15 protein-coding genes are annotated in these 14,128 nt (G+C 36.7%); 2 read left to right on the plus strand and 13 right to left on the minus strand.

Annotation, left to right across the window (positions count from 1 at the left end; genetic code table 11):
• Positions 1–17: 17 nt before the first annotated feature.
• The 11 genes from GUB10_RS07235 to GUB10_RS07285 all read right to left on the minus strand — a co-directional run bounded on the left by GUB10_RS07235 (position 18) and on the right by GUB10_RS07285 (position 10,586).
• On the minus strand, positions 18–1,469 hold the full coding sequence (locus GUB10_RS07235; RefSeq protein ID WP_193710767.1) for an LptF/LptG family permease: 1,452 nt from the start codon (positions 1,467–1,469) through the stop codon (positions 18–20).
• Between the two features lies 1 nt (position 1,470).
• Positions 1,471–2,112, minus strand: a complete 642-nt coding sequence (locus GUB10_RS07240; protein WP_193710768.1) for an outer membrane lipoprotein carrier protein LolA — start codon at positions 2,110–2,112, stop codon at positions 1,471–1,473.
• A 19-nt stretch (positions 2,113–2,131) separates the two neighbouring features.
• On the minus strand, positions 2,132–4,510 hold the full coding sequence (locus tag GUB10_RS07245) for a DNA translocase FtsK (protein ID WP_193710769.1): 2,379 nt from the start codon (positions 4,508–4,510) through the stop codon (positions 2,132–2,134).
• Positions 4,511–4,702: 192 nt separating this feature from the next.
• Positions 4,703–5,065 (minus strand): diacylglycerol kinase, encoded by a 363-nt coding sequence (locus tag GUB10_RS07250; RefSeq protein WP_193710770.1) that lies wholly within the window; start codon positions 5,063–5,065, stop codon positions 4,703–4,705.
• Complete coding sequence (gene tpx / locus GUB10_RS07255; RefSeq protein WP_193710771.1) at positions 5,065–5,565, minus strand: thiol peroxidase; 501 nt, start codon at positions 5,563–5,565, stop codon at positions 5,065–5,067. Before tpx ends, GUB10_RS07250 begins: the two co-directional genes overlap by 1 nt.
• A gap of 128 nt (positions 5,566–5,693) precedes the next feature.
• Complete coding sequence (locus tag GUB10_RS07260; protein WP_193710772.1) at positions 5,694–5,942, minus strand: hypothetical protein; 249 nt, start codon at positions 5,940–5,942, stop codon at positions 5,694–5,696.
• Entirely contained in the window at positions 5,923–6,237 is a 315-nt protein-coding gene (locus GUB10_RS07265) for a thioredoxin family protein (protein ID WP_193710773.1), read from the minus strand. The genes GUB10_RS07260 and GUB10_RS07265 overlap by 20 nt, the downstream gene beginning before the upstream one ends.
• A 21-nt stretch (positions 6,238–6,258) precedes the next feature.
• Entirely contained in the window at positions 6,259–6,897 is a 639-nt protein-coding gene (locus GUB10_RS07270) for a peroxiredoxin (protein ID WP_193710774.1), read from the minus strand.
• A 183-nt stretch (positions 6,898–7,080) separates the two neighbouring features.
• Positions 7,081–8,568 carry a Na+/H+ antiporter NhaC gene (nhaC, locus tag GUB10_RS07275; protein WP_193710775.1) on the minus strand — a complete coding sequence of 496 codons (1,488 nt, stop codon included), beginning with the start codon at positions 8,566–8,568 and terminating at the stop codon, positions 7,081–7,083.
• Positions 8,569–8,702: 134 nt separating this feature from the next.
• Positions 8,703–9,281, minus strand: a complete 579-nt coding sequence (locus tag GUB10_RS07280) for an outer membrane beta-barrel protein (protein ID WP_193710776.1) — start codon at positions 9,279–9,281, stop codon at positions 8,703–8,705.
• Between the two features lie 102 nt (positions 9,282–9,383).
• Positions 9,384–10,586 carry an aminotransferase class I/II-fold pyridoxal phosphate-dependent enzyme gene (locus GUB10_RS07285; protein WP_193710777.1) on the minus strand — a complete coding sequence of 401 codons (1,203 nt, stop codon included), beginning with the start codon at positions 10,584–10,586 and terminating at the stop codon, positions 9,384–9,386.
• A 232-nt stretch (positions 10,587–10,818) separates the two neighbouring features.
• On the opposite strand from GUB10_RS07285, the gene GUB10_RS07290 reads away from it, so the two are divergent.
• Positions 10,819–11,277: an Lrp/AsnC family transcriptional regulator gene (locus GUB10_RS07290; RefSeq protein WP_193710778.1), complete on the plus strand. Its 459-nt coding sequence runs from the start codon at positions 10,819–10,821 to the stop codon at positions 11,275–11,277.
• A gap of 101 nt (positions 11,278–11,378) precedes the next feature.
• The gene (gene lpdA, locus GUB10_RS07295) at positions 11,379–12,785 is read left to right on the plus strand and encodes a dihydrolipoyl dehydrogenase (RefSeq protein ID WP_193710779.1); all 1,407 of its coding nucleotides are present in this window, start codon (positions 11,379–11,381) and stop codon (positions 12,783–12,785) included.
• A 198-nt stretch (positions 12,786–12,983) separates the two neighbouring features.
• Here the strand turns inward: lpdA and GUB10_RS07300 are convergent, their stop codons facing one another.
• A complete protein-coding gene (locus GUB10_RS07300; protein WP_193710780.1) occupies positions 12,984–13,622 on the minus strand; it encodes a hypothetical protein in 639 nt (212 codons plus the stop codon).
• A gap of 6 nt (positions 13,623–13,628) precedes the next feature.
• Positions 13,629–14,123 carry an RNA polymerase sigma factor gene (locus GUB10_RS07305; RefSeq protein ID WP_193710781.1) on the minus strand — a complete coding sequence of 165 codons (495 nt, stop codon included), beginning with the start codon at positions 14,121–14,123 and terminating at the stop codon, positions 13,629–13,631.
• Between the last annotated feature and the right edge of the window lie 5 nt (positions 14,124–14,128).

Consider the following 14,128-nt stretch of genomic DNA (forward strand, 5'->3'; position numbering starts at 1 on the left):
TTGACCTGCAAAGATATCTAATCTATTTTTCTTTTTGGCTTAATTATGCCAGCTTTTTTAAGCAGTTTTCTTATAGGCTCTGTAATATTATCGAAAGCAAACAAGCCCTGGTCTGTAGTAGCCCGGTAGGTAAGATAAACACCCAGTGGCAGCATAATAAGCGTGGATAGCCAGGTAGCAATAAACGGGCTAATGCTACCGTCTTCTGCACTATTTTTAGCAAAAATTCCTATAAAATGATAGGTTAGAAAAAGTAGAATGGCAACCACCATAGGTAGGCCCATACCTCCTTTTCTAATAATGGCCCCCAGGGGTGCCCCTACAAAAAAGAGTACTATACAAGCCACGGCCAATACATATTTTTCATGCAGGGCTATTTCAAATTTGTTGAGTTGTTTCGTTGAATTTTTTAATTCAGATTTTTTAATGTTGAGGTGTGAGAGCGCCCCATTTACAGATCCAAGTGCTAAACTAACTATTTGTATTGCCTGGTAGGTATCATACTCTTCTAAAATGGTATTTTCAATCTCTTTAATAGAATCTGAAGGCTTTAGGTTTACTTCAATATTATCAAAACTTGTACGCTGATACATATTGGCGGTAAGGGCTTTTTTCTTTGCATTGTGCGAAATGGCAAAAGAATCTATACTCTGGCGAAGTTCTGAAATATTAAGCATGCCCTGGGTATTATTATAACTTTCATCTTCCAGGTCTACATTGTTAAAATCAGAAAGATCCAGGTTTATGGTGTATTCTTCAAAATAGCTTTTCAGAAAAGGTTTATCCCTTCTTTTGGAATAATCTGAGGCTTGAACTTCATCGTAATAATTACCATCTTTTAAAACCAGGGAAAGCACGTCAGAATCTGTACTTCCTGCCAATTCTCCTTCCTTAGCCTTTATAACGGTAAAATTTCCGCTTCTATTGGCAGGTTTTTTATGGATAATGACATCGCTTAAATACCGGCCATTATCGCCACTTTTGTCTTCAACCTTAATATTTATGGTTCCCAAATCGTTAAAAACACCTTCGGTAATGGCCATTGCCGGTTTTAGCTTGGCGATATTTTTCCGAAGGTTAATAGATTTATATTCTGCTGCGGGGATAACATTATTAGCAAAAAAGAAAGCGGTTACACTTACCAGTAAAATAAAAACCGTTAAACCACGCATGGCCCGTTGCAGGGAAATCCCGGAAGACTTCATAGCTGCAAATTCATAATTTTCGGCAAAATTACCGAAGGTCATTATAGAGGTAAGCAGGATGGTAAGTGGTAAAACCAGTGGTACCAGTTTTGGGGAAAAATAGAGCAAAAATTTTAGGATAATTTCTGTATCTAAATCTTTTCCTGCCAGTTCACCTATATACAACCAAATGGTTTGGAGTACAAAGATGAACATTAGAATTATAAAAACTGAAAAGAAAGTTTTTAAGTAACTGGTGAGTATGTACCGGTCTAGTATTTTCAATTTAATCTAGTCTATTGATGTAAAAATCTTCGTATCGGGCTTCTTCAAAGGTAAACAGGTTTTTAGCCAGTTCCTGGTTGGTTTTAAAGCTTTTTACAGTAATAGTTATTTGTGTGTTGTTAGCTTGTGTTTGTATAAGATTATAGATGTTTTTGGTTTGGCTATCTATTCCTAATAAGATATTCTTTACCTCGGCATCACTGTTTTTAGGTGTTAATTTTACATATTGAATATTGCGGCCATTTACATTTTTAGCAACGTCCATTTCATAATTATAACCTTCTTCATAAAAGCTAAACATTTTTGAGGGAGTTATATTATTTTCCTCTTCCTCTATATAAGTAGAGATGTTAATTTCTTCATCTTCGGGAATTATGGTGTAGATTTTCTTCCCGTCGAACATTTGGGTAGTTCCCATAAGGTTTAATAGATATTTCTCTCCTTTAATGCTAACATCACCTCGTGTTTCCTGATTTACATTAGCAGCATTGTTTTGAAGGCTATACTTGAAATCTATTACCATATTGTCGTAGGTTTTAACCTTTGAAGAGACTTCATTAAGTAGGGCTTCAGCCTTTTTAGAGTTCTGGGCCTGAAGGTTAAGGGTGAAAATAGCAAGTGTAATAAAAATTAAATTTTTCATTTTAGTATTTAAAGATGTGTTATTCTTCATTTAAAAATTGTTCTAAAGCAGCAAGATCGGTTATTAAAACCTGTCGGGCTTTACTACCTTCAAAAGGTCCTACAATCCCCGCTGCCTCTAATTGGTCTATTATTCGGCCGGCACGGTTGTAGCCCAGTTTTAATTTTCGTTGCAGCAAAGAAGCCGATCCTTGTTGAGCGGTAACGATCACTTCGGCAGCTTCTCTAAAGAGCTTATCTCTTTCGCTAACATCTATATCAACACCTGTGCCACTCTCATCTGCTTCATAAGCGGGAAGTTGATGTGCTTGTGCATAAGCTTTTTGAGAGCCTATAAACTCTGTTATTTTATCTACCTCGGGAGTGTCTACAAAGGCACACTGCAATCTTCTTAATTCATTTCCCTGTGTAAAGAGCATATCTCCACGACCAATAAGCTGGTCTGCTCCCTGGCCGTCTAAAATGGTTCGTGAATCTATTTTTGAAGTTACCCTAAAGGCAATTCTGGCCGGGAAGTTGGCTTTTATAATACCGGTAATAACATTTACCGAAGGCCTTTGTGTAGCAATAATCAAGTGAATACCTATGGCACGCGCCAATTGTGCCAAACGGGCAATAGGGGTTTCTACTTCTTTTCCAGCCGTCATAATTAAATCGGCAAATTCGTCTACTACCAACACAATATATGGTAGGAATTTATGGCCGTTCTCCGGATTTAATTTTCTGGCTTTAAATTTAATATTGTATTCCTTTATATTACGAACCATAGCATCTTTAAGGAGTTCGTAACGATCGTCCATTTCTATACAAAGTGAATTCAGTGTATTTATTACCTTGGTATTGTCGGTAATAATAGCATCTCCGGAATCTGGGAGTTTTGCCAAATAGTGTCTCTCTATTTTATTAAAAAGCGTAAGTTCTACTTTTTTTGGATCTACTAATACAAATTTTACTTCCGCGGGATGTTTACTGTAGAGTAGGGAGGTTAGTATAGCGTTTAAACCAACCGATTTACCTTGTCCGGTGGCACCTGCCATAAGCATATGCGGCATTTTTGCCAGGTCTACCACAAAAGTTTCGTTAGAAATGGTTTTTCCCAAAGCCATTGGTAATTCCATCTCGGCATTCTGGAATTTGGGAGAAGCAATTACCGAACGCATAGAAACAATGGTTGAGTTTTTATTGGGAACTTCAATACCAATAGTTCCTTTACCGGGAATTGGCGCAATTATCCTAATTCCCAATGCAGAAAGGGAAAGCGCAATATCGTCTTCCAGGTTTTTAATTTTGGAAATTCTAATCCCGGCTTCTGGTACAATTTCGTATAAAGTTACCGTGGGGCCAACCGTAGCCTTAATTTGAGCGATCTCAATTTTATAGTTTTTTAAGGTTTCTACAATACGATTTTTATGTTCTTCCAGTTCTTCCTGGTCTACGGTAATGCCACCTCCATAATCCTGAAGTAGCTCCAGGGTGGGAAACTTATAATTGCTTAGCTCCAGGGTAGGGTCGAACTCTCCAAAATCCTTCACTATTTTATTGCTAATCTTATCTTCTTCTATTTCTTCTTCTCTGGCTGTTTCCACTTCCATCGCTACTTCACCGGGATCTTCATTCTTTTCAGTTTTTAAAGAGGGAGAAGGAGTAGGGGCTTGTTCCTTAGGGGTGCTGGTTTCCAGTTTTATTTCGGTAGTAGTGTCTTCGTAAGTTTTTTCCTGTTTTGGGACTACTTTCTCTTTCCAGTCGGTTTCTTCATCGGTAGCCGATATCTCTGTTTTGTTTGTTTGAAATTCTTTGTTGAGACTTTCTTTTTTAGACTTTACAAAGCCCCCAATTAGTTCGGGTGTTAATTTTAGCCTTAAACTTAAATAAGTGATAAATAAGAAGAACAACAATAAAATGGTGCCGAAGAAGCCCAGGTAATCCTGAAGAAAGTCGTTCATTTCAAAACCAATCCTTCCGCCTAAAAGCGGATTTTTAGCAGCAAAAAAACCGAAGAAAATTGCCAACCAGAGCATAACTAAAATTCCCCAAAACCAGGATTCCCTTAATTTGGTAGATTTAATTCCAAGAAAAAGATGGAACCCGCTGTAGCTTACCAAAATTGAAAAAATAAAGGCAGCAATACCAAATCCCTGATACATAAAAAAGTCGCTAACTGAAGCTCCAAATTTACTAAGCCAGTTTTTGGTTTCTACTTCTCTATTAGTGAACTCACCAAGTGCGCTCTGGTCTACTTCCCAATTAAATAAAAAAGAAATAAACGCAACGCTTAAGGCCAGGCCGAACAACATAAAGAAGCTGCCTAAAACTACCTTTTGTTGCCTATTAAGTTTAAAGGAAAATTTAGTTGATTTTTTCCCGGTATTTGTTTTAGTCCTGGTTTTCTTTTTGGCCATAAATAATTGGAAGGATTTTGAGCAAAAATACAAATTAGCCCCATCTAAAGTAAAGAAATTTTACTTCAGTTTAGTCAGGCTTAGTCTATATGTTTAAACGGTCAAATCTAAGCAATTATTTTTTGAGAACTAAGTCTTATATTTTTTGAAATTTAAATTGCCGGCTTTCTGTAAGTTATTTCAGCAAATAAATTAAAATATATAGGGGAAATAGATAATTGCACCAATAATTACCGCGGTAATTGCTGCTATAAAAACGGCTCCCGCGGCAATATCCTTAATATGGCCAATTTTATTATGGAAATCTGGGTGTACAAAATCTGCCATTGCTTCAAGCGCAGAGTTTAAGCCTTCTGCCGTCATTATAAGACCAATAGCTAAAAACTGAAACATCCATTCGGTTTTAGTGATTTCAAAGAAGTAGCCGGCAATACACATAATAATGGCAATTACAAATTGCACCTGTATACTTTGCTCGTGTTTTAATAGTAACCAGGCTCCTTTAATGGCATAACCGCTTCCTCTTATTCTCTTGCCCAGAAAACTATTGCGCATTATAAAAGGGTTTTTAATGCAGCAAGATAATCTGGTTCTTCTCCTATTTCCGGTACTTGTTGACTGTGAATCACAATCCCATTTTCATCTAGTACAATTACAACTCGTGATAGTAGTGCTTCAAATGCGCCATCTATAATTTCAAGGCCATAGTCTTTGCCGAAATTTCTATCTCTAAAATCCGATAGGTTTAGTACGTTTTTCAGTCCTTCGTCATTTACAAAACGTTTTTGCGCAAAGGGTAAATCGCGGGAGATACACAAAACCACGGTATTTTTGAGCTCGGTAGCACGTTCATTAAATTTTCTAACCGAAGTTGCACATACACCGGTATCTATACTTGGAAAAATATTTAGAATAACGCGTTTTCCTTGAAAGTCGTTTAAAGTAGCAGTACTAAGGTCTGATTTTACCAGTTCAAAATGTGGAGCTCTTTCTCCTTTTTCGGGTAGGTTGCCATAGGTGTTTATTTTTTCACCTTTAAGTGTTATTTGCGACATGGGTTTTACTATTAAATTGGTTTGCTAAATTTAGAACATCTAGCATGGGGATTTACTAAAATTATCATAAAAACAAAGGGCTGTCTAAATTTAGACAGCCCTTTTAAATTATAGTAATAATGCGATTTTTAGCGATCTATAGAACCCACTACTTTTTGCATAAAGTTGTTACAGGCATCTTTTTCAGGTGTTCCACCATCTATTGCTTGCTTAACTTCTACAGCACCGCATAAATTTGAGATCAATTCTCCTATCACATCCATTTCCTCGTCTTTTACTGAACGATGTTCAGAATAACTTTCAAGAACTTCTATGGTATGCTCCAGTTTTTGAGCCTCATTTTCGCGAGCTAAATGTTTAATTACTGGTAACTTCATTTACTAGGTCTTTTAGCGGTTCAAATTTGTTGGTTTGTACCTGATTTACGAAACTTCCATTTCTAAAAGTGGCGAAAGTTGGAAGGTTATCTACCTTAGCCAGTTTTCTGGATTCCGGATATTTCTCGGCATCTACCATTAAGAACGTTACATTCTCATTTTCTGAAGCCAATTTCTTAAACTTAGGCTTCATCAATCGGCAGTTACCACACCATCCGGCCATATACTGTACCACCACGGTTTCGTTATCTGAAACTATCTCGTTTAAATTATCTTTTTCTAATTCTTTTATCATAGCAATTTCTTTCCCTTTTTTTTAATTCAAGCTTAAGTAAGAAGCAACACCATCTCTATTGGCATTCATTGCTTCTTTACCTTCTTCCCAGTTTGCAGGACATACTTCACCTTTTTCCTGTACGTGCGTATATGCATCTACAAGTCTTAAAAATTCAGCTACGTTTCTACCAAGAGGCATGTCGTTTACTCCTTCGTGGAAAATTTTACCTTCTTCATCAATAAGGTAAGTAGCGCGGTAAGTTACATTGTCTCCTTCTAAAGTAACATCTCCTGTCTCTTCATCATAAGATTCACCGGTAATATCTAAAATACCAAGACGAGAACTTAGGTTTCTGTTAGAATCTGCAAGAATTGGATATTTAACGCCTTCAATTCCACCATTATCTTTTGGAGTATTTAACCAGGCGAAATGTACTTCAGGTGTATCGCAAGAAGCACCAACCACCATTACATTTCTTTTCTCAAATTCTTCTGCAGCTTTTTGGAAAGCATGTAATTCTGTAGGGCAAACAAAGGTGAAATCTTTTGGGTACCAGAATAACAATACTTTTTTCTTGTTTTTCTGAGCTTCTTCCAAAATGTTTAATTGAAAGGTATCACCCATTTCATCCATTGCATTTACGCTTAAATTTGGGAATTTTTTTCCTACTAAAGACATATTACTTCTATTTTTATTGGTTTAACTTTTTTTCTTATTTGAGTACAAATTTAGGGAATGATTCCGTAGAAAAAAGTTATTCAAATTTTAAAATCCTATTTAGTAATAGTTTTTGTTTATGCGTATTTAGTTTTTTAATAATTAAATCTTATTTATCCCTTTAAGCCCTATTATTGTTGAATTTTAAGCAGTTTGAGTTTTAGTTGATTGACTTAGCTCTTTAATTTTTATACCCAAAGCGGCAAAAAGTAAAGTCATAAACGGACTCAAATAATTAAAGAAGGCATAACCTGCGTAACTTAAGGTAGGAACACCTAGCACACCGCTGTGGTATGCACCACAGGTATTCCAGGGAATTAGTACTGAAGTAACCGTTCCCGAATCTTCTAAGGCTCTACTTAAATTCTCTGGGGCCAGGCCTTTATCGCGGTAAGCTTTGGCAAACATCTTTCCGGGTACCACTATAGCTAAATATTGATCGGAAGCGGTTGCATTTAAGGCTAAACAGCTAAAAACCGTACTGGCAAATAAGCCGAATGTGGTATGAAATAAATTCAATAGCGCCCTGCTTATTCTTGCCAGCGCTCCAATGGCTTCCATAATTCCACCAAAAACCATAGCGCAAATAATTAACCAGATTGTTCCAAGCATTCCTGCCATCCCTCCGGAAGAAAATAGGTCATTTAGGTTTTTATTGTCGGTTTCTACCGCAGTATCTACCGTAATGGCATTCATTACCCCACGATAACCACTAACAAAATCTAAATCTGTAGTGCCTGCAATTTGCGCAACTATGCCCGGTTGAAAGAGTAGGGCAGCAATAGCTCCTAAGAGGGTTCCCAATAAAAGAGCGATTAAAGGAGAGGTTTTTTTAACGATTAAAGCAATTACGATGGCCGGAACGAGAAAAAGCCAGGGAGTAATTTTAAAAGATTTTTCTATTGAAGCCAGGATAGCAGAAGTGTCAGTAGTCCCTGATGTTTCCAAATTAAGTCCTATAATTATAAAAATAAGTATGGTTATGCTTATGGTTGGAACCGTGGTTATGGTCATATACCTAATATGGGTAAACAAATCGGTTCCTGCCATTGCGGGTGCCAGGTTTGTAGTGTCGCTTAAGGGCGATAGTTTATCCCCAAAATAAGCTCCGGAAAGAATGGCCCCGGCAGTCATCCCTACCGAAATGCCTAAAGCTTCGGCTATACCTATTAAGGCAATACCCACGGTTGCAGAGGTGGTCCAGCTACTTCCTGTAGCCACCGAAATAACAGCACAAATAATTACACAGGCTGCTAAAAATATGGTAGGATTTAATATTTGTAGGCCGTAATAAATCATGGTAGGTATAATGCCTGAAATAAGCCAGGTCCCTGCCAGGGCGCCTACCATTAAAAGAATAAGAATAGCCCCCGCCGTACTTTGGATGTTACCGGCAACTTCGTCTATCATTTTCTCATATTTTACCTTGTTGAAATATCCAACAACGGCAGCTACAGCACCACCCAATAACAGGATAAATTGATTGGAGCCACTTAAGGAGTCGTCGCCAAAAACAAAAACATTAAAAGCAAGCATAATAATAAGCGCAAAAACAGGAATTAATGCAGGCCAAATGCCAAGTTCTTTATTGGTAGAAATTTGTTCAGTTTGAGACGAGTCCAGATTTTCCATTAAGATATGAAATATAAGATGAAACCTTTTTACGAGGTTTTAGTTGAAATTATATTAATTAAATTTTAATTTTCGCTGGTAATTTTACGATTTTACAGGAAAATGAGCAAGTTTTCCTTAAAACTATAATTTAATTAAAATTTATAGCCCAGTCCAAGTTGCACACCAAATGAAGTAAGTTTTTGATGATTGCTTTCTTCTTCAAAAGGAATAACGGCATACCTTCTAAAGTTTGGGTTGATAAAAACACTAAACTTGTTAAATGCATATTGTGCACCCAGGCCAAAGCCTACACCAATTCCCGCTTGTGGATCTACAGATTCACTTTCCGATCCCTGAAAATCCATCACGGGGCCGCCATTCGCGAAAAAATAATCTAAAAAACGAAAGTTGGCAAAAATGGGTATAGAGGTAGTTTGTAATTCTTCGGTGCGCGTAGTTTGCCCGGGCATAGGCGCCGAGGTTATTAATACTTCTCCCCGCCAGTAATTGAGCCCGGTTTCCAGGGCTATATTATCGGTCACATCAAGCAAATACCTAAACCCAAATTCATACGTGTTTTCAATATCATAACTGGCAGCTCCATCAAGATTGTCTTCTGTAAACAAATCACTACCGGTAAATCCATAGTATAATCGTATCTCGTTTTGGGTTTGAGAAAAAGCACTAATGCAAAAAAGTATAAAAAATAGGGGGAGTAGAAGTTTCTTCAAAGTTTTATTTTTTTGTGAATATACAAAAAAGAAAAAGTTCGAAAATACAGTCATTGATTATCAACTGTACATTCGAACTTTCAGTTAACTTCTGTGATTGTTCTATTTTAAAATGCCTACTTCCTGCATACAGGATTTCATCATTTTATAAGTGCGTTCTATATCGTTGTCCAAACCAATAGAAAATCGAATTAAACCATTGCTTAAGCCCATTTTTTCCTGTTCGTCTATTGGAATTTCGGAAGAAGTGGAACTTCCGGGTGCACTAAAAAGTGTTTTATAAAAACCTAAGCTTACGGCTAGATAGCCCAGGTTTTTTTCTTGCATCAGTTCCATTAGTTCGTTGGCTTTTTCCAGGCTACCAACATCTATGGTCAATAATCCTCCAAATCCATAATCGGGATTCATCATTTTTTTAAAGATTTCGTGGCCGGGGTGACTTTTTAATCCGGGGTAAACGGTTCTTAATCCATCTTCCTGAAATTTTTCAGCCAAAAACATAGCATTTTTGCTATGTTGTTTAATCCTAATGTGTAGAGTTCTTAAGTTTTTTAAAACTGAAGCAGCTCGCATACTATCCATCGTTGGCCCCAATAGCATATTTGCGCCATCATTTACACTGCGAAGTGCATTGATGAAATCCTGGGTTCCGCAGGTTACTCCGCCAACCGTATCGCTGCTGCCATTTATAAATTTGGTTAAGCTATGCACTACCACATCGGCACCCAATTCTTTAGGACTAATGGAAAGTGGGGAAAATGTATTGTCTACCACAAAACTCAGCTTATGTTTTTTGGCAATTTTGGCAAGGACTTCAATATTGGCCACCTCCAACAAGGGATTGCTTACCGATTCGCAGTACAGGACTTTTGTGTCTTTGGTAATGGCAGCTTCAACCTGTTCGGGATTGGTAATATCTACAAAGGAGGTTTGAATATTAAATTTCGGAATAAAATTTTTTAAGAATGCATAAGTGCCACCATATACCGTTCTGCTGGAAACAATATGGTCACCGGCCTGGCACAATTGAAGTAGGGTAGAGGTGATAGCTCCCATGCCACTAGCCGCTACATTCGCGGTTTCAGTACCCTCCATAGCGGCAAGCGCTTCGCCTAAATATAAATTTGATGGTGAAGAATGCCTGGAATATAGGTAACAACCCTCAGCATTTCCTTCAAAAGTATCGAACATGGTTTTTGCTGAAAGAAAAGTATAGGTAGAAGAATCAGAGATAGAAGGATTTACGCCTCCATATTCTCCAAAGTATTGAAGATCTTGAATTTTATCGGCAGGTTTATATTTCATCTTTATGTTATTTTAAATTCCTATAAAAATATACTTATAAAGAATTAAAATCAATTTAAAATTATATAATTAGTAAATAAAACTGTTTAAATTGAGTTTTTTAGAATTAAATTCTATATTTAATTTAAATTTCCAATACTTTAGAAAATTTTTCATTTAAGGTCCAGATAAATTTCAGCGAAAATATAGCTCTATCGATTTTATAGTATTAATGCTCCAACATAAATCAACAATGAATTTAGACCAGAAAGACCTTCAAATATTAAAACACCTGCAGCAGGATAGTAAAATGACCAATAAAGAAATTGCCAACAAGTTGCAGCTTTCGGTTACCGCGGTTTTTGAACGTATAAAGCGACTTGAAAGGGAGGGGGTGATTTCAAAATACGTAGCGCTTGTTGCTCCTCAAAAGGTAGCAAAGGATTTTATGGTTTTCTGCCAAATAAAACTTATTCAACATTCCCGGTCTTATCTCACCAAGTTTGAAGCTGAGGTCACTAAACTTACCGAAGTTTTGGAATGTTATCACGTTAGTGGAGAATATGATTATATTTTAAAAGTCCTTGTAAAAGACATGGAAGCTTATCGGGAATTTATGGTGACAAAGCTTACTAATTTAGACCATATTGGCAGTACCCAAAGCACCTTTGTAATTAGTCCTGTAAAAAATACAACTGCAATAAACCTTTGATTTCTAAATTTTAGAATGTATAATTCCTTCATTGGTCATTGATTTGAATAGTTGTACTTTTGTGTTTACTTTATTAGAAAAATAATACAAAAACTAAAATTATGAGTAAATATGATGTTGCAGTTATAGGTTCTGGCCCCGGAGGCTATGTGGCCGCTATACGCTGCGCACAACTGGGAATGAAAACTGCTATCATAGAAAAATATTCAACTTTGGGAGGAACCTGTCTTAACGTAGGGTGTATTCCAAGTAAAGCATTGTTGGATTCTTCTCACCATTACCACGATGCTGTAAAACATTTCGAAGAGCACGGGATAGATATTCCGGGAGAGGTAAAAGTAAACCTTGAGAAAATGATGGAGCGTAAATCTTCAGTGGTAAGTCAAACTTGTGATGGGGTGAAGTTCCTGATGGATAAAAATAAAATAGATGTTTTTGAAGGTGTAGGTTCTTTTAAGGATAAAACCCATATCAATATTACAAAAAACGATGGGGAAACCGAAACCATTGAGGCGGCTAAAACCATTATTGCCACAGGTTCAAAACCGGCTAACCTCCCTTTTATCGAGCTGGATAAAGAACGAGTGATTACTTCTACTGAAGCTTTAAAATTAAAAGAAATTCCTAAACACATGGTCGTGATTGGCGGTGGTGTAATTGGTTTGGAACTAGGCCAGGTTTACCGTCGTTTGGGAGCCGAGGTTACCGTAGTAGAGTTTTTAGATAGAATTATTCCTACTATGGATGCTGCGCTTTCAAAAGAGCTTCAAAAGGTGCTTAAAAAGCAAGGTGTAAAATTCCATACGTCTACTAAGGTGAAATCGGTAGAGCGTAAGGGAGACGAGATTATTATAAAGGCAGATGATAAAAAGGATAAGGAAATTGAAATAAAAGCAGATTACTGCCTTGTTTCTGTTGGACGTAAGCCTTTTACCGACGGATTAAATGCTGATGCTGCCGGAGTAAAAATAGATGATAAAGGCAGAATTGAAGTAAACGAACATTTGCAAACCAATGTAGATAATATCTATGCTATTGGCGATGTGGTAAAAGGTGCGATGCTGGCCCATAAGGCCGAAGAGGAAGGAACTTTTGTTGCTGAAAATATTGCGGGACAAAAACCACATATTGATTACAATTTAATTCCGGGTGTTGTTTATACCTGGCCTGAAGTTGCCGCAGTAGGAAAAACCGAAGAACAACTTAAGGAAGAAGGTGTGAAGTATAAGGAAGGAAAATTCCCAATGCGCGCCCTTGGACGTTCCAGGGCAAGTGGCGATACAGACGGATTTGTGAAAATTCTTGCTGATGAAAAAACCGATGAGGTTTTAGGCGTACATATGATTGGTGCACGTACCGCCGATCTTATTGCTGAAGCTGTTGTTGCAATGGAATACAGAGCATCTGCAGAAGATATTGCCAGAATGAGCCACGCACATCCAACCTATGCTGAAGCCGTTAAGGAAGCTGCTCTTGCCGCTACCGAAAATCGTGCGCTTCATGTGTAAGTAGTTTTTAATAGTTATATAAAAACGGCTGTTTGGTTTTTTCAAACAGCCGTTTTCTATTTTATCCACTGAGATTTAAATAAACCCTTTGGCCTGGTAAGAAATCTCATTCTGAACTCGTTTCAGGGTCTAAGCTTAGTAGACCTCCCAACTTTTAATATGAATTAGGTAAAATAAAAGTAGCTTTTAAATGAGAATCTACACTTCCAATTTTTTTAATTCTTTATAGTTATTATTTAATCTTCGCAGTAGAATTCCATAAATAACCCGGTAAAATAGCCATATTAATCCAAGAAACACAGCAAGTCCTCCAATCATTATTGCTGCAAACATGAGCCATTGTAAAGGAGTAAAACTGTACTTTTCGATATCTTCTACTGTAGTGCTTGAAATATGATAATCCATCATAAAATAGGTGTAGATTAAAGCAACTAATGCTGTAGAAATCAAAATATAACCTATATAGTACTTTACGGTTTTTCTGGTTCGTAAAATATTTTTCATTAACTGAGCTGCATTATCTGTAGAAGATATTTTTCGGTAGTTTTTATAGAAGCAAAAAATAAAGAAAAAAGTAATGCCGTAATTAATTACATAGGTGGCTACGGTAAATTCTTTTAGATGAATACGCTCCATTTCCTCCCAATATTCATGGTCTGCCATAAAAACCGTAATAAGTGCCCAGAATAAAAATTCAATAATACTAATTACAAAAATCCATTTTACTATAGAAGAAGATCGCTTCCATAGCATTTGGTATATTTGGTTATAGGAAAGATGGGGTAAGCTGCTTTCCCGTTTTTTCCAGTCTTTTTTTAATAAATCCAATCCATCCATTATTCACTACGGATTTAAAATGTTCTTTAATTTTGTTTTTACCCTATTCATCTTCACTCTTGCATTTACTTCAGTAATACCAAGGGTTTCAGAAATATCCCTGTAATTTTTATCTTCCAGATATAAAAAAACAAGTGCCTTTTCAATATCATTTAATTCCTGAATTGCGGCATACATTACTTTTAATTGTTGCTCGGTTTCATCGTCATATTCTTCTGCTTTAATCTTAAAATCTACCGTATCAAAATCTTGTGTAGGTATACTTCTTTTTTTCTTTCGGTATAACGTAATAGCAGTGTTAAGTGCCACCCGGTACATCCAGGTACTAAATTTTGCTTCGCCCCTAAATTTTGGGTAAGCTTTCCAGAGCTGAATGGTTATTTCCTGAAAAAGATCGTTATGCGCATCTTGATTATTCGTATAAATACGGCAAATTTTATGTGCAATATTCTGGTGCCTTTCCAGGTTGGTTACAAATTGATGTTCTAATTCCTTGTTCACAATAA

This window comes from Salegentibacter sp. BLCTC (assembly GCF_015143665.1).
GTDB lineage: Bacteria > Bacteroidota > Bacteroidia > Flavobacteriales > Flavobacteriaceae > Salegentibacter > Salegentibacter maritimus.

Bases quoted from the DNA above. Each gene is read 5' to 3' on its own strand.
- GUB10_RS07300 (WP_193710780.1), bottom strand. From the start codon at position 13,622: ATGGATGGATTGGATTTATTAAAAAAAGACTGGAAAAAACGGGAAAGC.
- lpdA (WP_193710779.1), top strand. From the start codon at position 11,379: ATGAGTAAATATGATGTTGCAGTTATAGGTTCTGGCCCCGGAGGCTAT.
- GUB10_RS07290 (WP_193710778.1), top strand. From the start codon at position 10,819: ATGAATTTAGACCAGAAAGACCTTCAAATATTAAAACACCTGCAGCAG.
- GUB10_RS07285 (WP_193710777.1), bottom strand. From the start codon at position 10,586: ATGAAATATAAACCTGCCGATAAAATTCAAGATCTTCAATACTTTGGA.
- GUB10_RS07240 (WP_193710768.1), bottom strand. From the start codon at position 2,112: ATGAAAAATTTAATTTTTATTACACTTGCTATTTTCACCCTTAACCTT.
- GUB10_RS07270 (WP_193710774.1), bottom strand. From the start codon at position 6,897: ATGTCTTTAGTAGGAAAAAAATTCCCAAATTTAAGCGTAAATGCAATG.
- GUB10_RS07265 (WP_193710773.1), bottom strand. From the start codon at position 6,237: ATGATAAAAGAATTAGAAAAAGATAATTTAAACGAGATAGTTTCAGAT.
- GUB10_RS07250 (WP_193710770.1), bottom strand. From the start codon at position 5,065: ATGCGCAATAGTTTTCTGGGCAAGAGAATAAGAGGAAGCGGTTATGCC.
- nhaC (WP_193710775.1), bottom strand. From the start codon at position 8,568: ATGGAAAATCTGGACTCGTCTCAAACTGAACAAATTTCTACCAATAAA.
- GUB10_RS07245 (WP_193710769.1), bottom strand. From the start codon at position 4,510: ATGGCCAAAAAGAAAACCAGGACTAAAACAAATACCGGGAAAAAATCA.
- tpx (WP_193710771.1), bottom strand. From the start codon at position 5,565: ATGTCGCAAATAACACTTAAAGGTGAAAAAATAAACACCTATGGCAAC.
- GUB10_RS07260 (WP_193710772.1), bottom strand. From the start codon at position 5,942: ATGAAGTTACCAGTAATTAAACATTTAGCTCGCGAAAATGAGGCTCAA.